The following is a 26,899-nucleotide window of genomic DNA, read 5'->3' as shown; positions in this document are numbered from 1 at the left end:
CTGCCATGCTGCGTGGCCTTCACATTCGAAACATGTTGCTGATCGACCGACTGGACCTTGATTTCCAGCCGGGTCTGAACGTGCTGACCGGCGAAACCGGCGCGGGTAAATCCATTCTGCTGGACAGTCTGGGGTTTGTGCTTGGGTGGCGCGGCCGTGCCGATCTTGTGCGCAGTGGGGCCGATCAGGGCGAGGTGACGGCCGTTTTTGACATCCCTGACGGGCATCCGGTCAAAGCTGTTCTTGCTGAACAGGATCTGGCGCTTGAAGACGGTGAATTGATCCTGCGCCGGACCAATACACCGAGCGGGCGCAAGACGGCTTTTGTGAATGACCGCCGTGTTTCAGGCGAAGCATTGCGCAGCCTTTCGGACAAGCTGGTGGAATTACATGGCCAGCACGATGATCGCGGCTTGTTGAACACGCGGGGGCATCGGGCGCTGCTGGATGCCTTTGCAGGCGTGAACTTAGGTCCGATTCAGACCGCTTGGGCGCAATTGCGAACGGCGCAAACTGCGCTGGATAAGGCGAGGGCAGACCTGAAACTTGCGCAGGCAGACGAAGAATACTTGCGCCATGCCGTTAACGAACTGGACACGCTTGCACCGCAATCGGGCGAAGAGGCGACCCTTGATACCCAGCGTCGGATGATGCAGGGCGCCGAACGTATTCGCGGCGATATTGCCAAGGCAGCCAATGCTTTAGGTGGGGATGCCGCAGAGGGTGCCATGACCGACGCGCTGCGCTGGCTGGAAGGCGCAGCAGATCACGCCGAAGGTCAGCTGGAACCTGTCGTAGCTGCCGTGTCGCGGGCTTTGTCCGAGCTGGCGGACGCCCAGCGGGGGGTTGAAGATTGCCTAAATGCGCTTGATTTTAACCCGTTAGAGCTGGAAAATACCGAAGAGCGGCTTTTTGCAATCCGTGCCTTGGCCCGCAAACATTCGGTCGTGCCGGATGCTTTAGCTGGCTTTGCCGATGATTTGCGCGAACGCTTGTCGGCCATTGATGGCGGTGCAGATCAGATCGGCAGTTTGGAAGGCGTAGTTCAATCTGCCAAAGCCCAGTATGATAGTCTCGCCGAAAAGCTAAGCGAGCAAAGACGCAAATTTGCGGCGCGGCTGGATAAGGCGATGCTGGCGGAATTGACCCCATTGAAAATGGAACGTGCTGTTTTCACAACAGAAATCACAACCGCTGAAGCAGGCCGTGAAGGGCGCGATCAGGTGGCCTTTACAGTTGCTACCAATCCGGGCGCGCCCTCGGGTCCGATTGACAAGATCGCATCTGGTGGGGAATTGTCGCGGTTTTTGCTGGCGCTGAAGGTCTGTTTGACCAAACGCAGTGAAGGCGTGACGCTGATTTTTGACGAGATTGACCGTGGTGTAGGCGGCGCAACCGCGGATGCTGTGGGGCGGCGTTTGGCTGCTTTGGCCAATAGCGCGCAAATTCTGGTTGTGACCCATTCGCCGCAAGTAGCTGCACAAGGGGCGCACCAATGGCAGGTGTCAAAATCCGTGGCCAAGGGCGAAACCCGTAGCACAGTGGCCAAATTGGATGTGGATGAGCGAACCCGTGAAATCGCACGTATGTTGGCGGGTGATGTGATCACCCCCGAGGCCGAAGCCGCCGCACGCACCTTGTTAACGCGCCGCTCTTAAGCGGTTTCACACGACTAAAAGGCCGATTTTTTAGCGCAACTGTGATGTTAGCGGTTTGACCGTTCGTCAGAATACCATTTTCGCACGCGGTCACGGACCGATTGATCCCCTGACATACGGGCGTCATTTATGGCCAGTCTTGCCTCTGCCAGATCAATGGATCGCAAACGGTCTTTGACCGGGCCAATAGAGGCAGGGCGCATGGATAAGGTGCGCAGGCCAATGGCGGCAAAACACATGGCTTCCAGCGGGCGACCTGCGTCTTCGCCGCAGAAGCTGACCGGGGTATCGAATTCAAAACAACGTTTGCAGATCAATTCCAGAAAGGTCAGAAAACTGACATTCAGTGTGTCATAGCGACGGCGAACTTTTTCGTTTTCGCGGTCTGCTGCAAAGAAAAACTGCTTTAAATCATTGCCGCCGATGGAAATAAAGTCCGCCATTTCAAAGAACTGGTTCGGCGCAAAGGCCAGGCTGGGGGTCTCCAGCATAGCCCCGACCTTAATGTCGCTTGGAATGATGTGACCAAGGCGAAGTTCGTTTTCTATGGTTTTATCAAGGATTACTCTGGCGGCTTTGAACTCGTCAAATTGGGCCACAAACGGGAACATGATGTTGACCGGCCGCCCTTTGGCTGCGCGCAAAATCGCCTCTAGCTGCATGCGCATGATGCCGGGTTTATCCAGTGAAATGCGAATGGCCCGCCAACCGAGCGCGGGGTTCGGTTCATCTTCTGGCTTCATAAAGGGCACGACTTTATCCGACCCGATGTCCAAAGTGCGGAAGGTCACAGGCTTGCCTTGCGCCGCGTCAAACACCCGCCCGTATTGATGGGCAAGATCGGTCCGCTTGGGCATTTCGCTGCGCACTAGAAACTGCAATTCGGTGCGGAACAGGCCAACACCTTCGGCGCCGGAACTTTCCAGGCTTGGCAGATCAGCCAGAAGGCCAGCGTTCATCAGCAGGTTGATTTTAACCCCGTCGATGGTTTCGGCTGGCTTGTCGCGAATGGCTGAAAACCGCTCTTGGGCTTGATTGGCCATGGCGATTTTATCGTTGAATGCAGAGGCCACGTTGTCGTCAGGCCGTAGATGGGCAATGCCTTGATCGCCATCCACCAAAATCTGGTCGCCATTCAGGGCTTCGCGGGTCACATTTTCAGCGTGGATCACCATAGGGATCGCCCAAGCCCGCGCAATAATTGCAGCATGCGAACCAACAGAGCCTTGTTCAAGCACAATACCACGAAGATTCTTGCCATATTCCAACAATTCGGCAGGTCCGATGTTGCGGGCTACCAGCACGGGGCGATCCGGCAATTCATCCCCGACAGAGCGCCCCTGACCCGTCAGAATGCGCAGTAAGCGGTTGGACAGATCGTCCAGATCATGCAGCCGTTCGCGTAGATATGGATCGGGCACACGAGCCATGCGGGCGCGGGTTGCGGATTGCTCTTTTTCTACCGCAACTTCGGCTGCCAGACCGCGGTCAATGCTGGCTTCAAGTCGGGCGCGCCAGCCTTTGGAATTGGCGAACATCCGGTAGGTTTCCATCACCTCTAGCTGTTCGATGTTATTGTCGTTCTGCGTGGCGTTCAGCAGATCGTTGACCGAAATGCGAAGGCTGTCCATTGCGTCGTTCAGCCGTTGTTTTTCCGCCTCGGGGTCGTCTGCGACAGGGTTTGTGATGACGATTTTGGGATCGTGCAGCACAACTGTACCTCGGGCCGCGCCTTCTTGGGCTGAACCGCCGGCAAACATGATCGGGCGCTGGTGGGGGGCGGTCATCGCCTCTCCGTCGCCGACAAATGCGCCGAGCTCTTTCATTTCAGCCAGCACCATTGCAACCACTTCAAGGGCGTAGACTTCGTCTTCGGTGTAAAGGCGCTGTTCGCGGCTTTGAATCACTAGAACGCCCAGAACTTCGCCCAGACGTTGTACCGGAACCCCCAGAAACGAGCTGTACAGTTCTTCGCCGGTTTCGGGCATGTAACGAAAGCCCCGTTCCACGGTCGCATTTTCAGCGTTGATCGGATGGGCTTCTTTGGCGACACGGCCCACCAGACCCTCGCCGTAGCGCAGACGGGTGACGTGAACGGATTCCTGTTTCAACCCTTCGGTCGCACAAAGTTCCAGCGTCTGGCGATCCCGCCGCAGATAGACAGAGCATACTTCAGTGCCAACACCCTGCGCGACAAGTTGGGTGATGTGGTCCAGCCGTTGCTGCCCGTCGCCGTCTTCGGCCAAGGTATCGCGCAGTCTGGTTAGCAGTTGTCTGCTGTCAAGCCGTGTATCTGCCACTGATTTTGCCTATTCCACTGCGAGTTCAAACTCATCATGCAGTGCGCGGACAGCGAGTTCCATATATTTCCGGTCTACAAGGACAGAAATTTTGATTTCCGACGTGGTGATCACGCGAATGTTAACGCCCTCATCCGCCAAAATCTTAAACATCTTCTTGGCGACCCCAGCCTGCGAGCGCATGCCGTTTCCCACAATCGAGATTTTTGCCACGTCTTTATCGGTGATCAGATCGCGGTAATCCAGTTCGCCCGCATCTGCTGCGGCTTGCATTGCGGCCTGTGCCAAAGCCACGTGATCCGTGGGGCAGGAAAACGTCATATCCGTGCGGCCATCTTCGGAAATGTTCTGAACGATCATATCCACATTGACCCCTGCATCGGCGAGTGGGCCAAAGATAGCGGCGGCCACACCGGGGCGGTCGGCCACAGAAACGAGTGTCATCTTGGCTTCGTCCCGAGAGTAAGCGACGCCTTTAACAACGCGAATATTTTCCATGATTTCTTCCTCTGAACAAACAAGTGTGCCGACCTCGGCAGAGATATCGTCTTCAAAACTGGATAGAACCCGTAAGCGCACACGGTAGGAGCGGGCCAGTTCTACAGAACGGGTTTGCAGGACTTTTGCGCCAAGCGAGGCCAGTTCCAGCATTTCTTCGTATGAAATTTTATGCAGTTTACGGGCGTTTGATACGATCCGCGGGTCGGTTGTATAGATCCCGTCCACATCTGTGTAAATGTCGCAGCGTTCGGCCTCTAGGGCGGCGGCAAAGGCCACGGCTGTGGTATCAGACCCGCCGCGCCCCAATGTGGCGATGCGGCCGTCTTCCATAACGCCTTGAAATCCCGCAACAACTGCGACTTTGCAGCCAGCGGCAAAAGAGGCATCCAGATTTTCCGACGGGATCGCATCAATCCGTGCGCTTTCGTGTTTACCTGTGCATTTCAGCGGAATCTGCCAGCCTTGCCAACTGCGGGCGGCAATGCCCATTTCCTGCAACCGCAACGCCATCAAGCCAGAGGTGATGTTTTCCCCCGCCGACACTACGGCATCATATTCAGCGCGATCATACAGCCCGTTTTCAGGGGCGCTGTCACGGACCCAGCCGACCAACTCGTTGGTTTTTCCTGACATGGCAGAAACAATGACGACGACTTCATAGCCGTTTTCAACTTCTTGGCGGACTTTATCTGCGGCGTTTGCGATACGGGCCAGATCGGCCACGGATGTTCCGCCAAATTTCATTACCAAACGGGGCATATCGGGATGGTTCCACGGCTATTAACAATTCGCGCGTCTTTTACGCGGGTTGGCCGTCAAGGGAAAGAGGAAAGGCGTTTGGTCTAGTTGGTACGCCGATTTCCCCACGGCAGCGGGGTCACGGGGATACCTTCGTCAATCAGGGCCTTTGCCTCATCCGGTTTGGCGCGCCCGTAGATAGAGCGTTCCGGGGTTTCACCCTCGTGCATTTTGCGCGCTTCGGTGGCGAAATCATCCCCGACGTTTTCAGAGTGTTTTTCCACCATGCGCCGCATTTCAACCAATGCTTGCTCTGCGGCAGAGGCCGGCGCTGTCAGTGGACCCGCAGGTTTAGGCGATGTGGGGGCAGGGGTGTGATCGGTGTGAGCAGCGGTGCGGTCCGTTGTGCGTCCCGTGCGCACACGGGGGGCCATAATTGCCTTTTCCACACCCAAAGCGCCGCAGACAGCGCATGTCACCATGCCAGCGGCCAAGAGCTTGTCAAACGCTTCGGCAGATTGGAACCAACTGTCAAACGTATGATTGTGTTCACATTTTAGCGTATAGTTAATCATTGGATCGTATTTTGCTTGTTCGTACGTGCAGGAAAAATGCAGCTACGGTGTCAACAATGCCCATGATGCACAGGAACTGTCAATCTTCGGTTAACAAGTTATGAAGTCTTGGCGGCAGCAGTTTTAAGGGAAGATTCCCGGAAGTCCTGCCGATGTGTCCTGCCCCCGATAACGCTGTCAGGCGGGGGCAGGGTATTCTTGGGATTGTATGTCTTAGCGTGCGCGACGGTCGCGGCGGGCAGACATCGGTTGGAAGGCAACGGCGTTATGCGCCTCGCAATAGGGTTTGCCCTGTTGCACGCCCAGCCCGCAGAACCAGAAGTCATCAGTTGCCGGATCACCGATTGGCCACTTGCAGGTCTTTTCGGTCAATTCCATCAGAACCAGCTTTTTGGCCTTCTTTTCAACTTCGGCAACGGTGGCCAAAGCCTCGGCGCTGATTTCCGAATTTGATGGCTGTGGTGGAAGAGGTTGGCCAGCCGTGATGATTGGTTTGCGCATAGGCAGATTGGCGGGCCGTTCCGCAGGTTTTGGCGCCGCTGTTGCGGTTTCTGCTGCGGGCTTTGGCACGACTTTTGGCTTTACCGCCTCTTTAGGAGCAGGTTTTTCCTTGGCTGTTTTCGCCGGAGCTGCACGGTTGGACAGGCCCAGGCGATGGACTTTACCAATTACAGCATTGCGGGTTACACCGCCCAATTCCTTGGCGATCTGGCTAGCACTTTTGCCTTCACCCCACATGGTTTTCAGCATTTCGACGCGGTCGTCTGTCCAGGACATCGTGGTACTCCAGAGTATGTTTCGGGGGCACGCCCCCCGCGCAAGCCAAGGCCAGCACTGTTTTCATGATCAGACGCTATTCTAACTTGTCACAGGTCGGTGACAAGCCGAAAGGCAGGTGCTGGGTGTTTTATGGCCGATCTAGACCAATTTCACTGCTAAACTGTGTCGATCGGGGCGAAAGTACAGGGCATTCTAACCTTTGACCTTTAATTCGCGCCACGCCAGTAGGGCCGCCCCTCCCAGAATGACCAAAGCGCCGAGCACGGAAACCCCGTCGGGGTGGGTGGAAAACACCCAGAAATCGTAAAAAGTGGCAAAGACCAGTGTGGCATAGGAAAAGGGTAATACATAAGATGCCTCGGCATTGCGCATGGCTTGGATGAACAGGGCTTGGCCGCAGACCATGATTAACCCGATGGCCGCCAGCCCGCCCCACTGCACCAAGGACGGTGTGGTCCAGACAAAACAGGCCGCGACAGCCGCCAGCGTTGCGCCGATTGCGTTGTTGAACAACAGAATTTGCATGGGCGGTTCACGCCCCGACAAAAGTTTGATCAGCGTGACCTCTAGCCCGAAAACACAGGCGGCGCCCAAGGCAAATAGGGCGGCAGGTTCAAAGCTGCCCGTGCCCGGTCGCAGCAGGATCACCGCGCCTATCAACGCAATCACGGCAGCGGACCAACGCCATTTGCCGACTTTTTCACCCAGAATGGGGATGGCCAGCAGCATACCGAACACAGGGTTCAAAAAGCTGATGGCTGTGGCATCGGAAATGGGAATGCGGGCCACGGCAGTGAACATCAATGTCACACCGATCCAGCCGGTCAGGGACCGTCCAACATGCAAGGCAATATGTGGATTTGAAATCTTGGGGCGGGTGATGGCGGAAAATATCAGTAGCGCGGCAAAGGCAAACACAAACCGCCCCGCCGAAACCTGAAACGGGTGCAGCGGGTTTTCTGTGGTGCCAAGGTATTTGGCGATGATTGTGGTGGCCGCATAAAGCGAACTGGCCAGCAAAATCATCACCGCCGCGCGTTTGGGATTGTGAACAGTGGGGGACATGAAACGTGCCTAAAAACGGGTCACAACAGGGCCTAACCTTGTATGGCAGAGGCCGCAAGGGCTGGCGGTCGTTGACAGTTCTTTTACAGCGCGAAATAGTGTTTGTAATGATTTCAAACCAGTGCAGAGGGCTGAAATGGCAGGCATCGGACATAACAACGGGCCGCGTTTGCGTCAGGGGCGCGGCTGGCACGCGCATTGCTGGAAACAGGCGCGTAAGGATTTGCTGGGCAAGACCCTGCCTATAGAGGTGGTACGCACGCGGGTGCGGCGGGCCAAAGAACTGGGTCTGGCCTATCCGCAATATGCATCGATCTTGCTGGGCAGCGGGCGGGATATTGTGGGTTTTTTGTTCACCGTAGACGGGCTGCACCTGCGCCTGCAAAAGCAGCTTTCCATGCCGGAGCCTGTGCAGGAAAAGTTGCAAGGCTTGAAGGGCGCGGATTTGTTTGCCTTTGCACCATCCGGAGAGTCTCCGGATATGTTTCGTGCTGAATTGACGGAACAGACCGGGCTGACCTTTAAAAGCAGTGCGCCAGAACCTGAGCGGGTGTTAAACTGGCCCGAAGCCCGCAGAGCCGTTCGTGCTGTGTTGGACCCGATCAAAGTGCCCAGCGGGGCAGTGGTTCTGATCGGCACCCGTGAGGTTGAACGGGACTTGGCGATGGCGGGCAAGCTGGCGCGGTTTATTCCGTCCGATAGTTATTTTGAACAGGGCAGCCATTTTGAACAGAGCGGGGCAAACACAGGCTGGACATAACGGCAAAGCTGCCCTAAACGCAGTGCCATGTTCAAAACAAACAAAATCCTTTCGTCGCGACGCCGACGCTGATTTTCAGGCCCCGTTCAGGGCCAGCTTTCGTTTGTTTGAACCAACCCCCTATCCACAATTGACTCGACGCTTTCAATCCTGCACGGATTGGCTTCGTTTTTTAACAAAAGGAATATCCTGATGATCCCTGCAATTCTGCCCACTTATGCGCGCGCGCCCTTGACGTTCGTCAAAGGCGAAGGAAGCTGGCTGGTGGACGAACAGGGCCGACGCTATTTGGATATGGGCGCTGGCATCGCGGTGAATGCGCTAGGGCATGCCCATCCCAAACTGGTCGAGGTATTGCAGCATCAGGCGACGCAATTGTGGCACACATCGAACCTGTACCAGATCCCCAACCAGCAGGCGCTGGCGGATAAACTGGTGGATGCGACCTTTGCGGATACGGTATTTTTTACCAATTCCGGCACGGAAAGCATGGAATGTGCGGTGAAGATGGCGCGCAAGTATTTCAGCCATAAGGGCCAGCCTGAACGGCATAAAATCATCGCTTTTAACGACAGTTTTCACGGGCGCTCTCTGGGGATGATCTCGGCTGCTGGTGCGGAAAAACTAACCAAAGGCTTTGGTCCGATGTTGCCCGGGTTTGTGCATGTCAACGTTAAGGATGACGCGGCACTGTCGGCGGCTATTGACGACGAAACCGCCGCGATCCTGATCGAGCCTGTACAGGGCGAAGGTGGCATTGTGCCGGTTTCTGACGAAAAGATGAAAGCCATGCGTGCGCTGTGTGATGAACACGGGTTGCTGCTGATTTTTGATGAAATTCAATGTGGTATGGGGCGTACGGGCAAGCTGTTCGCCCATGAATGGTCTGGCGTGACGCCTGATATTATGGCCGTGGCCAAGGGCATCGGCGGGGGCTTTCCGCTGGGCGCTTGTCTGGCAACAGAAGACGCTGCCAGTGGCATGGTTGCAGGCACCCACGGGTCCACCTATGGCGGAAACCCGATGGCCTGCGCCGTCGGCGGTGCCGTAATGGACATCATTGCGCAGCCTGAGTTTTTGGCCGAAGTGGCGGGCAAATCCGGCCTGTTGCGCCAGAAACTCGAAGGTCTGGTCGCCAGTCATCCCGATGTGTTTGAAGAGGTCCGTGGCCTTGGCCTGATGATCGGTATCAAATGCAAAGTCACCAACACCGATGTGGTGCGTGCGGGCTATGACGCGGGCATTCTAACGGTGCCGGGCGGGGATAATGTTATCCGCGTTCTGCCCCCCTTAAATATTTCGGACGCGGACATCGGACAGGCGGTTGATCTGCTGGACCAAGCGGCAACAGCAATCGAGGCAGCACAATGACCCATTTCCTAGACATTCACAAAACCAGTGCCAATGACTTGCGCAGCATTCTGGATCAAGCCAAAGCGATGAAACAGGCCCGTCTGGGCAAACCCAAGGGCACGCCTGATGCCGACCTGCCGCTGGACGGTAAAATGGTCGCGTTGATCTTTGAAAAGCCTTCAACGCGGACCCGTGTTTCCTTTGATGTGGGGGTGCGTCAGATGGGCGGGCAGACGCTTGTTCTGTCAGGGACGGAAATGCAGTTGGGCCACGGTGAAACCATCGGGGACACCGCAAAAGTCATGTCGCGCTATGTGGATATGATCATGATCCGCACCTTTGACGAAAGCATCCTGCTGGAACTGGCCGAACATGCGGATGTGCCGGTGATCAACGGGCTGACCGACCGCACCCATCCCTGCCAGATCATGGCCGATGTGATGACCTATGAAGAGCATCGCGGCCCGATCAAAGGCAAAAAAGTGGTCTGGATGGGCGATGGCAACAATGTTTGTGCCTCGTTCCTGCATGCGGCTGGGCAGTTCGGCTTTGATTTCACCTTTGCAGGACCGGAACGGTTGGACCCTGAAGCAGAATTCATCGGGCTGGCCCGTGAACAGGGTGTCACGGTTAATGTCGAACGGGACGCGGCCAAAGCGGTTGAAGGGGCGGATTTGATTGTGGCGGATACGTGGTTGTCCATGCATGACGACCAGTCTTCGCGCCAGCGCCGCCATAACTTGCTGCGCCCCTATCAGGTAAACGAGGCGCTGATGGCGCAGGCCAAGACTGATGCATTGTTCATGCACTGTCTGCCTGCCCACCGCGACGAAGAAGTCACCAGTGTTGTGATGGACGGCCCGCAATCGGTAATCTTTGACGAGGCGGAAAACCGTCTGCATGCCCAAAAGGCCGTTATGCGGCACTGTTTGGGTGTTTAATCTGGGTGTCTAAGGTTTTCCAGCGCTCCGCGCGGGGATATTTTTAGAAAAAAGAAGTTAAGGGGCGTTCAGGGCAAAAGTCTTGAGCGCCTCTGCCAGTTTTTGGGGCTGTTCCCAATGGATCGAGTGGGCAGCGTCCGGGATCGTCTTGATTGTCAGATCAGGTATCGCGGCGAGGGCTTTTCTGGCATCGGTTTCGGGAAATAGCAGGTCATTTGCGCCTAGGATCGCTTGGGCGCGACAGGGCAGGGGATTGCAGTGATCTGCTGCGTCAAATCCCGTCAGGGCCTTGATTTGCAGCTGCATGGCGTCAACGCTTTGCGCAAACGGGTAGGCTTGCGACGCGGTGATTGCCCCGTCTAACAGGCTGGGATCGGTGAAAAAGCTTGGCGACATGAACCAGGGGAACATATTGCGCAGCCAGAATCCCGTGGGGAGGTTGGTGTTTTGGCGTAGGCTAAGGGCCTGTTCAAACAGTAGAAAATTTCGTGGGCCGTTGGTGGCTGCGGATGTCATCAGACTGATCGAGGCAAGCCGGTCCGCTGCATGTTCGGCCAGCATCAGTGAAAGGTATCCACCCATGGAATGCCCTGCCACATGCACATCCTTCAGGTCTAGGTGATCGAGTAGGGCCGCGATGTCTTTGACGCAATCTGTTAGGGTGAAGGGGCCGCAATTTTGCATCCGTCCTGTGGCGCGATTGTCCACGCGGATCAGGGTGAAATGAGGGGAGAGCAGCGGGATGACGGGCAGCCAACTGGCGCTGTCGGACAACATGCCGGGGATTAGCAGCAGGGGTGGGCCTTCGCCCGAGATTTCGTAATAAAGATCAACGTCTGGGCGCGGCAGAGTGGGCATCAGGTTTCCTTTGACCAGCAGGGCAACAGGTCGCCCGCAGCGGGGGTTGCGTGGTAGATCGCGCGGGCGATGGCGCGGGACAGGCAGTGGGCGGCGGCATTGCCAAGGCTCATCAGATCGGCGGGCGGTTCGGCTGTACGTTTGCTGGTGGACAGCGCGAAAATCAGGTCGCCGTCATGGGGGGTGTGGCTGGGCATGATCGCGCGGGCCATGCCGTCATGGGCCGCTGTTGCCAGCCGTTTACACTCGGCCTTGGTCAAAGGGGCATCGGTGGCGACGATTGCAATGGTGGTATTGGTCGGGGCCGCGTGTGGGACCGGGCCAAAGCGCGACATGGCCGCGACTTTAAGGCTGGGTTCAGGGCTGGTGATGCCCGATTGCGGGCTCGGGCCAAGCCCGCCGAATTCGCCGTCGATTTCAAAAGGTGCGGCCCAAAAATGGCGGCTGTTGGGTTGGGTGACAGCGCCAATCGGGTTGGCGGCAACCAGCGCCCCGACGGTATACCCGCTGTCGAGCACGAATGACGCTGATCCCAGCCCGCCTTTGTGCATGGCCGACAGCGCGCCAGTGCCAGCCCCCGCTGTGCCGATGTCAAATTTTCGAGATGCGCTATCATAGGCTTGCAGGCCAAGATCGTAATAAGGGTTGCGATCCCAATCCTTGGCACCGTTGTTCAACAGATCAAAGATGATTGCGGCAGGAACGATGGGGATCACCGCAGGGCCGATGGTAAACCCGCGCTTGTTCTGGCGTAGGCGTTCTTGCACGCCGGTGGCTGCATCTAGCCCGTAAGCAGAGCCGCCCGCCAGCACCAGCGCGTCGATCTGATCAACCATTTTGTCGGGCTCCAACAGGTCGGTTTCCCGCGTTCCGGGCGCACCGCCCATCACCGCGACAGAGGCCACAAAGGGGGCATCCCCCAACAGAACGGTTGCGCCCGATTTTAGGGTGTCATCCTGTGCGTTCCCGACCCGCAGGCCCGGAACGTCAGTGATCAGATTACGCGGTCCCACCTGCATCAGATACAACGCCCGCCGTCTACTTCCATGGCGACCCCTGTGATCATTGACGCTTCGTCAGAACACAGAAAACTGGCGGCATTGCCCATATCCTCGGGGGTGGAAAAGCGGCCGATCGGGATGGTAGACAGGAATTTGGCGCGCATTTCGGGGGTGTCTTCCCCCATGAAAGATTTCAGCAGCGGGGTTTCACCCGCCACAGGGTTCAGCGCGTTGACGCGGATGCCAAAGGGGGCCAGTTCCACGGCCATTGCTTTGGTGGCGGTGATTACCCAACCCTTTGACGCATTGTACCAGTTCAGGTTTGGGCGCGGGCTGACCCCGGCGGTGGACGCCACGTTCAAAATTGCGCCTGCACCATTGGCTTTCATATGGGGAACAAAGGCTTTGGCTGCCAGATAGATGGATTTTATATTCACGTTATAAACGCGGTCAAAATCATCTTCGGTCACGGTTTCCATCGGCATGGGCAGATGGGTGACACCTGCGTTATTCACCAGAATATCCAGCTTGCCGTAGGTGGTGATCGCCAGTTCCGCCATAGCGTTGATAGATGCAGCGGACCCCACATCCACCTGACAGGCAATCGCGTTTTCGCCAAGGGATTTGGCCGCGGCTTCGGCCCCTGTGCCATTGATGTCAGCGACCAGAACACGCGCGCCCTCGGCGATGAATTTGGCGGCGATGCCAGTGCCAAAGCCGGATGCAGCACCTGTTACGATTGCGGTTTTACCGTTTAGTTTCATAATTATACCTCCCCAAAGTGAAATGGTATTGCCTGTTTGACCGCCAATGTGGCTGCATCTGTTGCGTTAGCCTGACAGCGGGTTAATCCCCGCCGCCTTTGGCCAAAGCTGCCTGAAATGCGGGGCGGGCGTTCATCCAGTCCACAAAGGCGGCAAGTTTGGGGAAATCCGCGCCGCGCCCCATGCGTAATGCGACGGTGGCCGGAAAACTAAGCATGATATCGGCTGCCGACAGATCATCCAGAACGTAATGTCCCGAGGGGCGTAGCATCTGGTCCATATAGGCGAAATGGCTGGTCAATTCGCCTTGAATCCGTGGTTGCAGGGGCGCTGCGGCTTCACCAAGTTTGCCTGTGTAGAGGTTTAGCAGGATGGGCGTCATCACCGAGCCTTCGGCGAAATGCATCAGCTCCATATGGGTGGTGTAGGCATCTGCGTTGCGATCCGGAACCAGATGCGGGCCATGAGCGGCGCAGAGCGCCTCGACGATGGCGGCGGATTCACCGATCAGGCGGCCATCCATTTCGATCATCGGGCTTTTGCCCAGCGGGTGCAGGGCCAGCAATTCGGGCGGTGCGAGGTTGGTTTTTGCATCCCGTTCATAGCGGATCACTTCGTAATCCAGACCCAGTTCTTCAAGCAGCCAGAGAATGCGCAGACTGCGCGAGCGGTTTAGATGGTGGACTTTGATCATAACAGACTCCCTTTCGCACATGGTTCCGCCTGTGCCGGGGAAATTGCAAGCCCTGCTGTTGCGTCACATAGGCCCGCGCGACTGTTCTGCTGCGGGTCTGCCGTGAATTCGCGCCGTTTCAAATTTCATTTGACCTGTGAATAGGACTGATTACGGTGAATTCACCCAGAATTATCGGGGATGTTTTTTAAGTATTTTACCCTTGCCACACCGCATTAAACGTCTGGTTGTGGCCCGCGCAGGAGACACGAATGCCCCTTAGTAAAATCGGTGACGTATTTGCGATCGGCGGCGGCGGCCGCGCCAGAACTTTTGTTGTTGAGGATAAGATTATTTATCTGTGGCAAGAAGTTGAACAGACTGGATTCATCTATGGCGAGCGGATGTTTTTTTCTATCCTGGATAAAACCGGATCGGTGTTGCAGGAAAAAACTTCGCTTGGGGGGCATCTGACGTTTGAAGATTACCCCAACGGGTTCGGCCAGAACGTGTATCACGTGTCTGCAGACGGGCCGTTCGGCCTGTTGTTTCATGTGTCAGAGTTTGCAAATGGCGGGTTTGTCGGGGACACCGTCGTTCCTTATCAAGAGCATCGCCTGACCATTAAAATGAACGGTAAGGGCGCGTTGGGTGATCCGGTTGAGGTCGGCACGGGGTATATGAAATACGAAGTGTCTGACACTGCAAACCTGTCCAACGGCACAAGCGCGCTGTTGTATATGGATGTGTTAACCCGAACCACAAAGCTGGAAATTCTGGATGCAGCAGGGGTCCGGCTGTCCTTAACGGCAATGACGGGAACCTTTGATAACGTTGGAATATTCTCGCAAGGAGTTGACGGGCTAGAGGTGTTACAGGTCGGCAATAAGATTATGACGCTGTATCGCAATCCCGCCACGGATAAGGTATATGGGCAGTTGTTTAAACTGGATGGCACAGAAGCGGGCGGTGGGGAATTCATTGTCTCGCAGGGGGATCATGGCGACTCCAGTTTTGCAGCGGTTTGGCTGGACGGCGGGATCGACGCCGAAGTGCTGACAGACGGGCGGGTTGCGGTGGTTTGGAGTGACAGCACAGACGGCTCTGACAGTACAGAAGTCTGGCTGACCCTGTTGAATGCGGATGGCACAGTGGCAAAATCCCAATCCACGGCCAATGTGAACCACACGGCGGGTGAACAATACCACGCCCGTGTGCATGCGCTGGACAGCGGCGGGTTTGTTGTGACCTTTGATCAGAATTTCGCCCCTGCCACCGATCCCCGCGCCTATGCGCAACTGTTTGATTCGGATGGAAAACCTGTGGGTGATCTGCTGGAACTGGGCGCAGGTGTGGTTGGCAATGGCGGCGCAGGTTACGGCCATATTTTTGCCGATGGTACGGGATTTATGATTGACTGGTATGGCAACGTTCAGGAAATCAGCGCAAGTGGTGGCGGTAGCAGCGGTTCGGACCCTATTGAAGGCACCAAAGGCCGTGATGTTTTGGCGGGAACGAAAAAGGCGGATGTGATAGATGGCAAGGCTGGAAATGACACGCTGAAAGGGCTGGGTGGCGGCGATGATCTGATCGGTGGCGGTGGCAAAGACAAGCTGCTGGGCGGCGGCGGGGCTGATACTCTGCAAGGTGACGGCGGCAACGACAGGGTGTTGGGCGGTGGCGGCAACGACCATTTGTTTGGCGGCGCTGGCAGTGACCGGCTTGACGGGCAAAAAGGCAACGACGTGCTGACTGGCGGCGGTGGCGCGGATGTTTTCGTCTTTGGCAATAGGGGCGGCAAAGACACGATCACCGACTTTCAAAACAATAAGGACACCATTTTACTGGATGACGCCCTTTGGGGCGGCGGCCTGTCTGTGAATAAACTAATCAACACATTCGCCAAGGTTGTGGACGGCGACGCGGTGTTTGATTTCGGCAAGTTCGAGTTGACCCTAGAAGGCGTAGCGAACCTGAACCAGTTGCGCGACGACATTGAAATCGCTTGACTAAAACGGGGCTGCGCAAGCGACGCATTAACGCTGCGCGGCCCATCCTACATTTGAAATCCCGGCAAGACGGGCAAAACGGTTCAGCTCACTATCCAGTTTTCCGTGGCGGGCAGGGGTCCATTTGACACCCGTTTCAGGCCAGAACCCGGTGACCTGCATCCAGTCTTTGCTGCGGTCTGCCTTGACTTCAATCCGCCCGACAAAGCGGTCCCGTTCCAGCAACGGATAGACGTAATAGCCCCAGCGGCGTTTGGCGGCGGGGACGAACATTTCATTCACATATTCAAAGCCGAACAGCCGTTTCAGCCGATTGCGGTCACGGATGGCGGGATCAAACGGGTTTAAAATACGCAAACGGCTGCTGGGGTCGGGCGCATTGGCAAGGCGGGTTTCAATGTCAGACGTGCCAAGGGCCGCAAATGCTGCACCGTCTGCCAGTTCGATTTCCACAGGCACCAGATTGCGCTGTGTTTCCAGCCAAGTTTTAGCCTCTTTGGCATCCATCGCCTCCCAAAACCGCTGGATCTCTCCCTGCGTGGCAAAAGACAAACGGGTCATGGCGTTTTGGCAGAGCCAGTGGATTTGTCCCGCATCATCGCAGGTCGGCTCGCGCAGATGGTCGGGCACTACGCGGTGGGTAAGGTTGTAATATTTGGTGAAGTTCGCACGAAAACAGGTGGATAGCTCGCCCGCGTACCACATTTGATCCAGCGCCTTTTTATGGGGCGGTCGCGCCCACATTTCACGCGGGCCTTCGATTTTTGTGTCAAATGCGTGGGTGGACAGGGCGCCCTCAGCTTCGATCCGTTTCAGAATGTCCTGCTTTGCGGATTTCGCCAGTCCTGATTGATACCACGGCGCGCGGGCCACGCGGTCCCCCCAGCGGCGGAACTGGCGCGCCCACATGGGGTAGAATTCCATCGGGATCAGGGACGCATCATGGGTGAAATGTTCAAAAATCTGCCGGTGCTTCCCCAACAGCGGCCACAGCAGTTTTTCGCGATAATTCTGGTTGCGCGACCATAAAATATGGTGGTGCGCACGGGTAACATTGCGGATGGTGTCGATCTGCACAAAGCCCAGTTCATGGATCATCTGCATCACATTCAGCGGTCCCGTAGGGCTGGCTGACAAGCCGTTGGTGTGCAGCCACAGCGCACGGGCTTGTTTGTTCGTGATTTTAAGGGGCTTCATGGGCTGCTGTTATAGTTGTGCGTAAATCTTCGGGGATTTCAATGGCTTTGCGTGTTTTCAAATCCATCAAGACCAGCGTAAAGGCGCTTTCAAACACTTTGGTGTCACCGCGAAAGAAATGGTGGGTAACGCTGGCGGATTTGGTGCCAAGTTTGATCAGTTCCGATTTGACCTGCACAAAATCACCGGCTCGCAATTCCCGCTGAAACGTGGAATTTGCGTTCAGGACCACAAAGGCGATCTGGCGGCCTTTCAGCACATCGTCAGGCGTCAGACCCCAAAGCGCCTGAATGGAAAACCCCGCGTCCGAGCAGCCGTCCAGATAGCGTGCCACATTCATATGCCCCAGAAAATCGCAATCAGAGGGGCGGACGGTAAAACTGTGGGTGTCGATCATGTTCATTCCAGTCAAAGTGGTGTGTTCTGTGGTCGGCTTCAGCCGTGTAACGCCGCTACGGTTTTGAGTTTTGAAAACCCGTACAATGCCTCAAAGCCTTTTTCGCGACCATGGCCCGATTTGCCAACGCCGCCAAAGGGCAGTTCCACACCGCCCCCCGCGCCGTAGTTGTTCAAAAACACCTGACCCGCATCAATCGCTTTGGCCAAACGCATCTGACGCGCCCCGTTTTGCGACCAGACCGAGGCCACCAGCCCGTAATCCGTACCATTGGCAATGGCCACGGCTTGGTCTTCGGTGTCAAAAGGGATGACCACTTGGGCAGGGCCGAAAATCTCATTCTGGGCAAGCGTATGATCGGGGCTGACATCGGCAAACAGGGTCGGGGCCACGTAATGGCCCCCCGCAGGCGCGTCGCTGACGATTTGGCCCTGTGCGGCTATTGTCAGGTCACTGCCTTGGTCCAGAAAGCCGTTGACGATCTGTTTTTGGCGGGCCGAAATCAGCGGGCCGACGTTCAGGTCTGACAGGGCAGGCCCAACCTGTAACGCGCTGTATTTCGCCGCCATTTTTGTCAAAACCTGATCATAAACGCCACGCTGCACCAAAATACGCGAGGCCGCCGAACAGGTTTGCCCCGCGTTCTGAATCCCCGCATTTACCAAAAACGGCAGGGCGGCATCAATATCCGCATCATCAAACACCAGTTGCGGGGATTTCCCGCCCAGTTCCAACGTCACCGGAATCACATTCTGCGCCGCAGCGGTCTGGATCAGCACGCCCGTCCCAACCGATCCTGTGAAGGACATGTGATGCACGCCTTTATGGGCGGATAGGGCCGCACCTGCCTCGGCCCCAAGGCCTGGAACCACATTCAACACACCCGCAGGCAGGCCCGCTTGATGGGCCAGATCGGCAAAGGCAAGGGCGGTCAGGCAGGCTTCCTCGGCGGGTTTTAGAACACAGGTGTTGCCCATGGTCAGGGCCGCGCCAACGGATCGCCCGATAATCTGCATGGGGTAATTCCACGGCACAATATGCCCCGTCACCCCGTGGGGTTCACGCAGGGTATAGACCGTATAGCCATCCAGATAGGGCAGGGTTTCACCGTGCACTTTATCCGCAGCGCCTGCGTAAAATTCCATGTAGCGGGCCATGGCTACCACATCGGCACGGGCTTGGGTCAGGGGCTTGCCCACGTCGGTTGATTCCAACCGTGCCAGTTCTTCGACTTTTGTCAGGATCAACTGGCCGAGTTTGGTTAGGATGCGCCCCCGCTCAAAAGCTGGCATCCGCCCCCATTCGCCTTTGCGGGCTTTGTCTGCGGCGGCAACGGCGGCGTCTATATCGGCGGCTGTGCCCCGCGCAATTGTGCCGATTTCTTCCCCTGTGGACGGGTCGGTCAGGGCCAGTTGATCGCCACCAAGGGGCGCTACCCAAGCGCCATTGATGAAACATTTTGTCGGGTCAAACCAGAGATCGGGGAGCAAGGGCATTAGAAATTCCTGAGATCAGCAGGCAGCTGTGGCGCTGCAGCAATGAGGGTTTTTGTATAGGGATCGGCGGGGCTGTCAAACACGCTTTGGGTGTCGCCTTGTTCGACGATCTTGCCGTGTTGCATCACTAAAACGCGGTCGGTGATGGATCGCACAACCGACAGATCATGCGAGATAAACAGGTAGGTCAACCCGTGTGATTCTGATAGTTCCGAAAGTAAATCAAGGATTTGCGCGCGGATTGAGACATCAAGGGCGGATACGGCCTCGTCCAGAATGATCAGCTCGGGTTTTATGATCAGCGCACGGGCGATGGCGATGCGCTGGCGCTGGCCGCCGGAAAACTCGTGGGGGTATTTGGTCGCGTCTTCGGGGGATAGCCCGACAGATCGCAACGCCTCGGCGATACGATCCTTGCGGTCTGTTGGGGGGGCATCCAGCAGGTGGAAGGGTTCGGTAATCAGACGATCTACGCGGTGGCGCGGGTTGAAACTGCCGTAGGGGTCTTGGAAAACCACCTGCATTTTGCGCCGCACGGCGCGGTTGGGTGTCTTGCCTGTGAAGACAGGTTCGCCTGACAGCAAAATCTGCCCGCCCTGGATTTCTTCCAACCCCAGAATGGCGCGGGTGAGCGTGGATTTCCCACAGCCGCTTTCGCCCACAAGGCCAAGACTCTCACCTTTCTTAATGGTGAAAGACACATCATTTACCGCGCGAAAATGATCTGGTTTGCCAAACAGCGTGGTGCGGGGCAGCGCATAGTCGCGCAGGACGTTTTTCACCTGTAACAGCGGCACGTCACTGTCGGGCGGGGCGCGGTCCGGCACATGGGCTGAGGCCGCGAGAAGCGCCTTGGAATAGGGGTGCTGCATGGTCTGAAACAGGCTGTCCGCAGGCCCGTGCTCCACAATGCGCCCTTGCTGCATGATGTGGATGTAATCGGCCATATCCGCCACCACCGCCAGATCATGGGTGATGATCATCAGGCCCATGCCGTCTTCGCGCACCAGACGGGTCAGCAGGGTCAGGATCTCCGCCTGTGTGGTCACATCAAGCGCGGTTGTGGGTTCATCTGCAATCAGCAGTTTGGGGCGCAGGGCGATGGCCATGGCGATCACCACGCGCTGGCGTTGACCGCCTGACATTTCATGGGGGTAGCGGGACAGCGGGAAGCGGTCTTCGGGCAGTTCCACACGGTTCAAAGCATCGCGCGCACGGGCCCGTGCTTGGGCTTTGGTAGTGTTGGGCTCGTGGATCAAAATGGTTTCCGCCACCTGATCGCCGATGGTATGCACTGGGTTCAGTGCGGTCATCGGTTCCTGAAACACCATGGAAATATCATTGCCGCGAATGGCGCACATCTGCGCCTCGCTTGCTGACAGGATATCCGTACCATTAAATGCAATCTGCCCCGTAGCCGTCAGACCATCGGGCAGCAGTTGCGTCACACAATAGGCGGTCATGGATTTGCCAGAGCCGCTTTCCCCGATAATCCCGACGATCTGACCCGCATCCACGCTAAGGGACACGTCCTGTAGGATTGGTGCTTTGCCGATGGCCAGTTGCAGGTTTGTGATTGAAAGCAAGCTCATCGTGTGCCCCGTCTGATGCGCGGATCAAACACATCGCGCAGCCCGTCGCCCATCAGGTTCAGCCCCAAAACGGTGAACACAATTGCCAGCCCCGGAAACAGCGCCATGTGCGGTGCGAAAGAAATCATCGTCTGGGATTCCGCCAGCATGCGCCCCCAAGACGGAATCGGCGGCTGCGCGCCAAGACCCACATAGGACAAGCCAGCCTCGGCCAGAATACCCAGAGAAAACTGGATGGTTCCCTGAACAATCAACAGGTTAGTGACGTTGGGCAGGATGTGTTCGAATGAAATTCGCGCGGGGCCTTTGCCAGCCACGCGGGCAGACAGGATATAATCCCGCTGCCACAGGGACAGGGCCGCACCACGGGTCAGACGAGCGAAAACGGGAATGTTAAAGATGCCAATCGCAATAATCGCATTGATCGCCGAGGGGCCGAAAATCGCGGTGATGAGGATAGCGATCACAAGACTTGGAAAGGCAAAGACAAGATCGTTAGAGCGCATGATCACCTCATCCCAAAGCGATCCTTTATTGGCGGCTGCCGCAAGGCCAAGGGGCACGCCTGCAAGGATGCCGATGCCCACCGCCACAAAAGCCACCGCAATGGATGTGCGTGCACCCACCATGATCATCGACAGTATATCCCGCCCGAAATGATCTGTGCCCAGCAGATACCCAGTGGTCAGCGGTTTCTGTAATTTATTGGCAATATCAACACCTGTGACGTCATAAGGCGTCCAGATAAAAGAAACCAAAGCCCCGATCACAAACACCGCTGTCAGCGCCATGCCGATCAGGAAATTCCGGTTGGTAAACAAGGCGTTCATCGGCTACCGCGCAATCTGGGGTCTACCACTGCATAGGCGATATCCACCGCGAAATTGACAAGGATCACGGCAAAAACCAGCAGCATGACAACGCTTTCAACCACGATCAGATCCCGTTGGCTGATGGCTTGGAACACCAACCGCCCAAGGCCGGGCAGAAAGAACACATTTTCAATAATAATCGCACCGGCGATGAGGAATGAAAACTGCAACCCGATGATGGTCAGAACCGGAATAAGCGCATTGCGCAGGGCGTGGCGCCACAGGGTTTGGCGGCGGGTCAGGCCCTTGGCACGGGCCGTGCGGATGTAATCCTCGCTTAACGTATCCAGCAAGGCGGATCGCATCACCCGTGCAAGGATTGATGCCTGCGGTAGGGCTAGTGAAATGGCGGGCAGGGTCAGTGCTTTCATCGCCAGCAGCGGATTGTCCCAGCCTGGGAAGCCGCCTGCGGAAAACCAGCGCAGATTGATCGCAAAGGCCAGCACCATCAGCATGGCAAACCAGAAGTTCGGGATCGCAACACCCAGTTGGGTGAACCCCATCACGGTCACATCACTGGCCGATCCGCGCCGTGTGGCGGCCAGAATTCCCGCAGGAAAGGCAATAACTGTGGATAGGGTCAACGCGTAGAGCGCCAGCGGCAGGCTGATCCACAGCCGATCGCCAATCATATCCGCAATCGGCGTGCGATAGGTGTAAGAGGTACCAAAATCCCCGCTCAGCAATCCGCCAACCCATGTCAGATAACGCTGCCAAACCGGCACATTCAGGCCCAGTTGTTCGCGCAGGGCGGCGACCGTGTCCTCTTGGGCGTTCATCCCCAGCATAAAGCTTGCGGGGTCACCGGGAACGATCTCTACAGTTGCAAAAATCACAATGGATGCAACGATCAAGCTAAGGATCAGGGACTGAAGCCGGGTAAACGTATAGCGCAGCATAGGCCGAGATTAAGGGCGGTTTTGCTGGTGGTAAAGAGACGATTGCACGACGAAGCAACCTTTTCCAGCGGGGATGCCAAAGGGGGATTTGTAACGTGCAGCACGCCCGTTTTCATTTTTCAATACGGCCCATTTCACAGTCGAGCACGGCCAAAAAATCCGCGATAACCGCAATATCAACACAATTCCCGCACAATTTTAGGCGATTCTTTTCTTAAAGTTGAATCCACTGCGAAAAGGTCGCCGCTGTCCAAGAGCGGATCACCTTTTTTCGGTGCGCAAATAGTACACGAGTAAGGAGCGTTGTTGTGAAAATTCTGGCAGTTGACGACGATCCCTTTGCCCTCGCCGTGTTAAGCGCTGCGTTGAATGCAGGGGGCTATACTGAAATGACCCTCGCCGAAAACGCGACTGACGCGCTGCATCTTATTGAAACTGTTGACCGTCCCTTCGATTGCTTCCTGCTGGACATCCTGATGCCCGAAATTGACGGCGTGGAATTATGCAGCCGTATTCGCGCAATGGAAGCGCATCTGAACACACCGATCGTGATGATTACGGCCCTCAAGGATCAAGTGTCCATTGACCGCGCCTATAGGGCAGGGGCCACGGATTTTGTCACCAAACCCTTTAACGGGCTCGAATTGGGCGCGCGAATCCGTGCCGCGGATATTTTAAGCGCACAGGTGAACCATCACAAAGAGTTTGAAACAATTGCCCTGCAATGGCGCGCGCAACTGGATCAGTTCAATGCATTGGCCCTTGAAGACAGTTTCGTGGTGCAAGGATTTGACGGCGCAATTGATACTTTGGCGCAGGAAAACATCTTGATGAAATCCCCTGACGCGGGGTTTTCTGGCAGTTTGATGGCGGTTCGGATTTGCAATGTTGAGGCAGTGTTTAACAAGCTATCTGCGACTGCCTTTCGCGCTTTTATCACAGAAGCCGCAGCTGTTTTTAACAAGGCCATCGGTCTGCGCGGCACGTTAATTGCCTATGAAGGCAACGGCCATTTTCTGGCCATGGTCCCCCGTCCGATCACCAAGGTAAAAGCGGATCAAATCATTGCAGAAATGACGCCTGTCGTGGCCGCATCTGCCAGTGCATCGGGCTTTGGTGGCGTGGCGCAAATTTTGGGCGGCGATCCCAAACCCCTCAATACTCAATCCATTGAAACCCGTTTGAAAAGCATTGATACCGCCCGAAAAAGTGCGGTCTTGAAAGAAATGGTGGCAAAAGCGGATAAGGCGGTCGCAACTTTGCGGCCCAAACCCGAGTCGATTGGCGTCAGCCTTCCCAGTGCTTTGACGGTTCTTGGGGATGTGTCACAGTTGATGACCCGTCCCAGAGGATTTGGCCGCTCTAAATAAATCACCTTTCATTTTCGGCATCCCCCCCAAAAAAAACGCCCCGACTTTTGGTCAGGGCGTTCCGGTTTTTGCGAGATGCTATGCTACGTTATTCCGCCCAGCTCACCCCTGTCAGATCGGTGGCTTGGGTGGGGGCGTCTTTCCACAGCCCTTGCAGGCCCGCTTTTGCAACTGTTGGAATTGCCAGTTGGAACAAATAGGCGTTCACATAGTCTTCTGAAATGATTGTCTCTGCCTTTTTTATCATGGCAGACCGCTTTTCAGGGTCTGCTTCGCCGTTCAGATCAACAATCAGCTTTTGAAAGTCTGTGTTGTCATACTGAAAGTAATAATCAGGATTTGCATAGATTCCGATGTCAAAAGGTTCGGTATGTGACACGATGGTCAGGCCGAAATCTTTGCCTTTGAACACCTGTTCCAACCATTGCGCCCATTCCAGATTGCTGATCTCGGCTTCAATTCCGACAGCGCGCAACTGGGCAGCAATGATCTCTCCGCCGCGACGGGCATAGGACGGGGGCGGCAATTTCAAAGTGGTTTTGAACCCGTCAGGAAACCCGGCTTCGGCCAGCAGTTTTTTGGACAACTCAGGATCATAGGCGCTGTTCGCCGTCAAATCCACATAGTCCGGATTGTGCGGTGCAAAATGGGTCCCGATTGGCGTGCCAAGTCCGAACATCGCCCCGTCAATAATCGCTTGGCGGTCAATGGCATGGGCCACGGCCTCACGGACTTTTACGTTGTCAAACGGGGGCAGTTTATTGTTGGTGCCAAGGATGGTTTCCCCCTCGGTATTGCCCACAATGACCTGAAAACGTGGATCGCTTTCAAATTGTGGCAGGTTTTCCGGCGCGGGATAGCCCACAAAGGCGTCAATATCTTCGGCCATCATCGCCGCAAAACCAGCCGTCGGGTCCGAGATGAACTTAAAGGTTGCCTTGTCCAGCTTGGCAGGCGCGCCCCAGTAATCCTCGTTGCGGGTCAGGTCAATCTTATCCCCTTGCACCCAATCAACAAATTTGAAAGCCCCGGTGCCAATGGGCATTTGTTTAATGTTTTCAATGCTCTCAGGTGCGACAATTACCGCATCCCCCCAAGCAAGATTGAACAGCATCGCCCCGTTCGGAACAGAAAGCGTGATTTTTACCGTGGCAGGATCAACCGCTTCAACCGAGGCAATATCAGTGTAGAGCGCCTTTTGCGCATTTGCACTGTCCTCGGCTCGGGCGCGGTCCAGACTGAAAACAACGTCTTCCGCATCCATATCCGTGCCGTCATGAAATTTCACGCCACTGTGCAAATGGAAGGTATAGGTCAAACCATCCTCGGAAATATCCCAAGACTCTGCCAGCCCGGGGTTCACCGAACCATCAGACCCAAAACGGGTGAGCCCTTCAAAAACGTTGGAATACAACACACTGTCAATGGCACCCGCAGCCGCTGATGTGGGGTCAAGATGGGGCGGTTCCAGCTGGATAGCGACAGTTACATCGGTTTTCGCAAAAGCCGTCGTTGACAGCAAGACAGCGGTGGCCGTCACTGTAGCTTTAAAAAAAGTCATTAGAAGTCTCTCCATAGAATGGCACGTGAGTTGCAGATTCAGTTGACGCGGATTGGCGCGACGGGTCAAGAGAGTCCTGCATTTCTTTGCAAAGACACAAAAGCCGAGCCGATTTCAGCCTGAACAGCTTCTTCTTTCGGTAAATATCCCGGGGGTTTGGGGGCAGCGCCCCCTGATTTGATTGGCCCTAGTCTACCAACAAATCAATTAGACTTTGCCCCATGATCTTGGCACTGTCGATCATGGCGGAAACTTCGACATATTCATCAGGCTGATGGGCCAGCTCCAGAATGCCCGGACCATAGGCAATGCAGTTTTTCAACTGTCCGATCCGGTCAATGTGTTTCTGATCGTATGACCCGGGCGATATGACATATTCCGCAGGCTTGCCCAGAACATTCTGAATCGCGCTGGCCACGGATGTCACCACAGGCGCATCTTTGGCTGTCATGGTGGGAATAACCCGCTGAATTTCACGGATTCCATAAGAAAACCCGTCCCGTTCGGATTTCACCTTTTCCAACAGATCGGTGATTTCCTTTTGCACATCCTCGATATTTTCCTCGATCAGGAAACGGCGGTCGATGACCATTCTGGCACTATGGGGGACCATGGCGCTGGGCAGGCCGGTGAAATCGGGCTCGGGTTCGTCTTGGCCCCCGTGAAACGAGTTAATGTTCAGCGTAGATTGCCGCGCGCCTTTGGGAATCACAGGCATTTCAGTGCGTTTTTGCGCCAAGGCGGGGTAAAGCGCGGTTTCCATTTCGTTCAGAACCGCCCCCATATGGCGCACGGCGCAATCGCCTAAAAACGGCATCGACCCATGGGCAATTCTGCCTTTGGTTTCGATTTCAGCCCACCACACACCCCGATGGCCAAGGCAGATACAATCCAGCCCCAAAGGTTCGGGAATGATCACATGCTGCACGCGGGTCGGGGCGAAAAACCCTTTTTCCGCCAGATAGGCCACGCCGCCAAAGCCGCCGGTTTCTTCATCGGCTGTGCCCGATATTTCAACGGCTCCGGCAAAATCAGGGAAGGTGTCGACAAAGGCTTCGGCGGCGATAATAGATGCAGCCAGCCCGCCCTTCATGTCACAAGCCCCGCGGCCATAAATCCGGTCGCCGTCCAATTCCCCGCCAAATGGATCGCGGGTCCAGTCTTCGCCAAGTTCTACAACATCGGTGTGGCTGTTGAAATGCACACACTCCCCAGCGCGCGCGCCTTCGCGGCGGGCGACGACGTTCCAGCGGGGGTATTTTTCGCTGTCGCCGGGGGTGTCATGGGCGCGGATCAGTTCACATTGGAAATAACGCGGGGCAAGCCTGTCGCGCAGATATTCACAGATCAAACGATAGTTTTCGCCCGGCGGGTTCAGCGTCGGAATCCGGATCAGATCTTGGGTCAACGCAATCAGATCATCACGACGACGATCCAGTTCTGCGTTCAGGCGGTCTATTTTATTTTGGTCTGGCATAGCGTCACCTTGCGCCAAGTTTTGGGGAATGTTCAAGGGGGTACAAGTTGCTGTTTGCGGAT

The 26,899-nt window shown here is 56.0% G+C and carries 23 protein-coding genes; 6 read left to right on the top strand and 17 right to left on the bottom strand.

Translation table 11 applies throughout. The features are described from left to right. Positions 1-5: 5 nt before the first annotated feature. Positions 6-1,658: a DNA repair protein RecN gene (gene recN, locus GGE09_RS08660; RefSeq protein WP_309745706.1), complete on the top strand. Its 1,653-nt coding sequence runs from the start codon at positions 6-8 to the stop codon at positions 1,656-1,658. Between the two features lie 47 nt (positions 1,659-1,705). On the opposite strand, the gene ptsP is transcribed toward recN, so the two are convergent. The 5 genes from ptsP to GGE09_RS08635 form a co-directional block, all read right to left on the bottom strand. Continuing rightward, positions 1,706-3,958 carry a phosphoenolpyruvate--protein phosphotransferase gene (gene ptsP, locus GGE09_RS08655; protein WP_309745705.1) on the bottom strand — a complete coding sequence of 751 codons (2,253 nt, stop codon included), beginning with the start codon at positions 3,956-3,958 and terminating at the stop codon, positions 1,706-1,708. A gap of 9 nt (positions 3,959-3,967) precedes the next feature. Further along, positions 3,968-5,218, bottom strand: coding sequence for an aspartate kinase (locus tag GGE09_RS08650; protein WP_309745704.1), 1,251 nt, complete (start codon positions 5,216-5,218; stop codon positions 3,968-3,970). 83 nt (positions 5,219-5,301) lie between these two features. Continuing rightward, positions 5,302-5,772, bottom strand: a complete 471-nt coding sequence (locus GGE09_RS08645) for a DUF1178 family protein (protein ID WP_309745703.1) — start codon at positions 5,770-5,772, stop codon at positions 5,302-5,304. Positions 5,773-5,985: 213 nt separating this feature from the next. Then, positions 5,986-6,549, bottom strand: a complete 564-nt coding sequence (locus GGE09_RS08640; RefSeq protein ID WP_309745702.1) for a GcrA family cell cycle regulator — start codon at positions 6,547-6,549, stop codon at positions 5,986-5,988. 195 nt (positions 6,550-6,744) lie between these two features. After that, a complete protein-coding gene (locus tag GGE09_RS08635; RefSeq protein ID WP_309745701.1) occupies positions 6,745-7,617 on the bottom strand; it encodes a DMT family transporter in 873 nt (290 codons plus the stop codon). A gap of 136 nt (positions 7,618-7,753) precedes the next feature. Between GGE09_RS08635 and GGE09_RS08630 the strand changes: the two genes are divergently transcribed. The 3 genes from GGE09_RS08630 to argF all read left to right on the top strand — a co-directional run bounded on the left by GGE09_RS08630 (position 7,754) and on the right by argF (position 10,671). Continuing rightward, positions 7,754-8,377 (top strand): hypothetical protein, encoded by a 624-nt coding sequence (locus GGE09_RS08630; RefSeq protein ID WP_309745700.1) that lies wholly within the window; start codon positions 7,754-7,756, stop codon positions 8,375-8,377. A 192-nt stretch (positions 8,378-8,569) separates the two neighbouring features. Then, the gene (locus tag GGE09_RS08625; RefSeq protein WP_309745699.1) at positions 8,570-9,748 is read left to right on the top strand and encodes an aspartate aminotransferase family protein; all 1,179 of its coding nucleotides are present in this window, start codon (positions 8,570-8,572) and stop codon (positions 9,746-9,748) included. After that, the gene (argF, locus tag GGE09_RS08620; RefSeq protein ID WP_309745698.1) at positions 9,745-10,671 is read left to right on the top strand and encodes an ornithine carbamoyltransferase; all 927 of its coding nucleotides are present in this window, start codon (positions 9,745-9,747) and stop codon (positions 10,669-10,671) included. Before GGE09_RS08625 ends, argF begins: the two co-directional genes overlap by 4 nt. A 57-nt stretch (positions 10,672-10,728) precedes the next feature. Here argF and GGE09_RS08615 read toward each other — a convergent pair whose 3' ends face one another. From GGE09_RS08615 to GGE09_RS08600, 4 genes are all read right to left on the bottom strand, one after another. Further along, the gene (locus GGE09_RS08615; RefSeq protein WP_309745697.1) at positions 10,729-11,529 is read right to left on the bottom strand and encodes an alpha/beta hydrolase; all 801 of its coding nucleotides are present in this window, start codon (positions 11,527-11,529) and stop codon (positions 10,729-10,731) included. Next, positions 11,529-12,548: a P1 family peptidase gene (locus tag GGE09_RS08610; protein ID WP_309745696.1), complete on the bottom strand. Its 1,020-nt coding sequence runs from the start codon at positions 12,546-12,548 to the stop codon at positions 11,529-11,531. The genes GGE09_RS08615 and GGE09_RS08610 overlap by 1 nt, the downstream gene beginning before the upstream one ends. After that, on the bottom strand, positions 12,548-13,294 hold the full coding sequence (locus GGE09_RS08605) for an SDR family oxidoreductase (protein ID WP_309745695.1): 747 nt from the start codon (positions 13,292-13,294) through the stop codon (positions 12,548-12,550). Before GGE09_RS08605 ends, GGE09_RS08610 begins: the two co-directional genes overlap by 1 nt. 82 nt (positions 13,295-13,376) lie before the next feature. Then, positions 13,377-13,988 (bottom strand): glutathione S-transferase, encoded by a 612-nt coding sequence (locus tag GGE09_RS08600; protein ID WP_309745694.1) that lies wholly within the window; start codon positions 13,986-13,988, stop codon positions 13,377-13,379. Between the two features lie 251 nt (positions 13,989-14,239). Between GGE09_RS08600 and GGE09_RS08595 the strand changes: the two genes are divergently transcribed. After that, on the top strand, positions 14,240-15,976 hold the full coding sequence (locus GGE09_RS08595) for a calcium-binding protein (protein ID WP_309745693.1): 1,737 nt from the start codon (positions 14,240-14,242) through the stop codon (positions 15,974-15,976). A gap of 27 nt (positions 15,977-16,003) precedes the next feature. Here GGE09_RS08595 and GGE09_RS08590 read toward each other — a convergent pair whose 3' ends face one another. Genes GGE09_RS08590 through GGE09_RS08565 form a run of 6 tightly spaced genes read right to left on the bottom strand, consistent with a single transcriptional unit; the run spans position 16,004 to position 22,429 of the window. Further along, positions 16,004-17,173: a DNA glycosylase AlkZ-like family protein gene (locus GGE09_RS08590; RefSeq protein ID WP_309745692.1), complete on the bottom strand. Its 1,170-nt coding sequence runs from the start codon at positions 17,171-17,173 to the stop codon at positions 16,004-16,006. Then, positions 17,160-17,570 carry a thioesterase family protein gene (locus tag GGE09_RS08585; protein ID WP_309745691.1) on the bottom strand — a complete coding sequence of 137 codons (411 nt, stop codon included), beginning with the start codon at positions 17,568-17,570 and terminating at the stop codon, positions 17,160-17,162. The genes GGE09_RS08590 and GGE09_RS08585 overlap by 14 nt, the downstream gene beginning before the upstream one ends. Before the next feature lie 38 nt (positions 17,571-17,608). Continuing rightward, positions 17,609-19,066, bottom strand: a complete 1,458-nt coding sequence (locus GGE09_RS08580) for an aldehyde dehydrogenase family protein (protein ID WP_309745690.1) — start codon at positions 19,064-19,066, stop codon at positions 17,609-17,611. Then, the gene (locus GGE09_RS08575; protein ID WP_309745689.1) at positions 19,066-20,658 is read right to left on the bottom strand and encodes a dipeptide ABC transporter ATP-binding protein; all 1,593 of its coding nucleotides are present in this window, start codon (positions 20,656-20,658) and stop codon (positions 19,066-19,068) included. Before GGE09_RS08575 ends, GGE09_RS08580 begins: the two co-directional genes overlap by 1 nt. Beyond that, the gene (locus GGE09_RS08570) at positions 20,655-21,488 is read right to left on the bottom strand and encodes an ABC transporter permease (RefSeq protein ID WP_309745688.1); all 834 of its coding nucleotides are present in this window, start codon (positions 21,486-21,488) and stop codon (positions 20,655-20,657) included. Before GGE09_RS08570 ends, GGE09_RS08575 begins: the two co-directional genes overlap by 4 nt. Beyond that, positions 21,485-22,429: an ABC transporter permease gene (locus GGE09_RS08565; RefSeq protein ID WP_309745687.1), complete on the bottom strand. Its 945-nt coding sequence runs from the start codon at positions 22,427-22,429 to the stop codon at positions 21,485-21,487. The genes GGE09_RS08570 and GGE09_RS08565 overlap by 4 nt, the downstream gene beginning before the upstream one ends. A gap of 308 nt (positions 22,430-22,737) precedes the next feature. Here GGE09_RS08565 and GGE09_RS08560 point away from each other — a divergent pair, with 308 nt between their 5' ends. Then, positions 22,738-23,799 (top strand): response regulator, encoded by a 1,062-nt coding sequence (locus tag GGE09_RS08560; RefSeq protein WP_309745686.1) that lies wholly within the window; start codon positions 22,738-22,740, stop codon positions 23,797-23,799. Between the two features lie 88 nt (positions 23,800-23,887). Here the strand turns inward: GGE09_RS08560 and GGE09_RS08555 are convergent, their stop codons facing one another. Together GGE09_RS08555 and GGE09_RS08550 are read right to left on the bottom strand one after the other, a co-directional pair. After that, positions 23,888-25,360 carry an ABC transporter substrate-binding protein gene (locus tag GGE09_RS08555; RefSeq protein WP_309745685.1) on the bottom strand — a complete coding sequence of 491 codons (1,473 nt, stop codon included), beginning with the start codon at positions 25,358-25,360 and terminating at the stop codon, positions 23,888-23,890. Between the two features lie 187 nt (positions 25,361-25,547). Continuing rightward, a complete protein-coding gene (locus tag GGE09_RS08550) occupies positions 25,548-26,837 on the bottom strand; it encodes an acetylornithine deacetylase/succinyl-diaminopimelate desuccinylase family protein (RefSeq protein ID WP_309745684.1) in 1,290 nt (429 codons plus the stop codon). Positions 26,838-26,899: the final 62 nt, after the last annotated feature.

The sequence above is a fragment of the Roseobacter sp. N2S genome, from assembly GCF_031454055.1.
Classification (GTDB): domain Bacteria; phylum Pseudomonadota; class Alphaproteobacteria; order Rhodobacterales; family Rhodobacteraceae; genus Amylibacter.
The sequence above is the reverse complement of the archived record's forward strand: the minus strand, read 5'-3'. Positions and strand labels throughout refer to the sequence as shown.

What these genes read in the sequence shown, in the direction of transcription:
- GGE09_RS08605 (WP_309745695.1), bottom strand. Translation starts at nt 13,294, where the DNA reads ATGAAACTAAACGGTAAAACCGCAATCGTAACAGGTGCTGCATCCGGC.
- GGE09_RS08555 (WP_309745685.1), bottom strand. Translation starts at nt 25,360, where the DNA reads ATGACTTTTTTTAAAGCTACAGTGACGGCCACCGCTGTCTTGCTGTCA.
- GGE09_RS08575 (WP_309745689.1), bottom strand. Translation starts at nt 20,658, where the DNA reads ATGAGCTTGCTTTCAATCACAAACCTGCAACTGGCCATCGGCAAAGCA.
- GGE09_RS08570 (WP_309745688.1), bottom strand. Translation starts at nt 21,488, where the DNA reads ATGAACGCCTTGTTTACCAACCGGAATTTCCTGATCGGCATGGCGCTG.
- GGE09_RS08615 (WP_309745697.1), bottom strand. Translation starts at nt 11,529, where the DNA reads ATGCCCACTCTGCCGCGCCCAGACGTTGATCTTTATTACGAAATCTCG.
- GGE09_RS08580 (WP_309745690.1), bottom strand. Translation starts at nt 19,066, where the DNA reads ATGCCCTTGCTCCCCGATCTCTGGTTTGACCCGACAAAATGTTTCATC.
- GGE09_RS08585 (WP_309745691.1), bottom strand. Translation starts at nt 17,570, where the DNA reads ATGATCGACACCCACAGTTTTACCGTCCGCCCCTCTGATTGCGATTTT.
- GGE09_RS08635 (WP_309745701.1), bottom strand. Translation starts at nt 7,617, where the DNA reads ATGTCCCCCACTGTTCACAATCCCAAACGCGCGGCGGTGATGATTTTG.
- GGE09_RS08650 (WP_309745704.1), bottom strand. Translation starts at nt 5,218, where the DNA reads ATGCCCCGTTTGGTAATGAAATTTGGCGGAACATCCGTGGCCGATCTG.
- GGE09_RS08595 (WP_309745693.1), top strand. Translation starts at nt 14,240, where the DNA reads ATGCCCCTTAGTAAAATCGGTGACGTATTTGCGATCGGCGGCGGCGGC.
- argF (WP_309745698.1), top strand. Translation starts at nt 9,745, where the DNA reads ATGACCCATTTCCTAGACATTCACAAAACCAGTGCCAATGACTTGCGC.
- GGE09_RS08640 (WP_309745702.1), bottom strand. Translation starts at nt 6,549, where the DNA reads ATGTCCTGGACAGACGACCGCGTCGAAATGCTGAAAACCATGTGGGGT.
- GGE09_RS08600 (WP_309745694.1), bottom strand. Translation starts at nt 13,988, where the DNA reads ATGATCAAAGTCCACCATCTAAACCGCTCGCGCAGTCTGCGCATTCTC.
- GGE09_RS08630 (WP_309745700.1), top strand. Translation starts at nt 7,754, where the DNA reads ATGGCAGGCATCGGACATAACAACGGGCCGCGTTTGCGTCAGGGGCGC.
- GGE09_RS08610 (WP_309745696.1), bottom strand. Translation starts at nt 12,548, where the DNA reads ATGCAGGTGGGACCGCGTAATCTGATCACTGACGTTCCGGGCCTGCGG.
- recN (WP_309745706.1), top strand. Translation starts at nt 6, where the DNA reads ATGCTGCGTGGCCTTCACATTCGAAACATGTTGCTGATCGACCGACTG.
- GGE09_RS08625 (WP_309745699.1), top strand. Translation starts at nt 8,570, where the DNA reads ATGATCCCTGCAATTCTGCCCACTTATGCGCGCGCGCCCTTGACGTTC.
- GGE09_RS08565 (WP_309745687.1), bottom strand. Translation starts at nt 22,429, where the DNA reads ATGCTGCGCTATACGTTTACCCGGCTTCAGTCCCTGATCCTTAGCTTG.
- GGE09_RS08550 (WP_309745684.1), bottom strand. Translation starts at nt 26,837, where the DNA reads ATGCCAGACCAAAATAAAATAGACCGCCTGAACGCAGAACTGGATCGT.
- GGE09_RS08645 (WP_309745703.1), bottom strand. Translation starts at nt 5,772, where the DNA reads ATGATTAACTATACGCTAAAATGTGAACACAATCATACGTTTGACAGT.
- GGE09_RS08590 (WP_309745692.1), bottom strand. Translation starts at nt 17,173, where the DNA reads ATGAAGCCCCTTAAAATCACGAACAAACAAGCCCGTGCGCTGTGGCTG.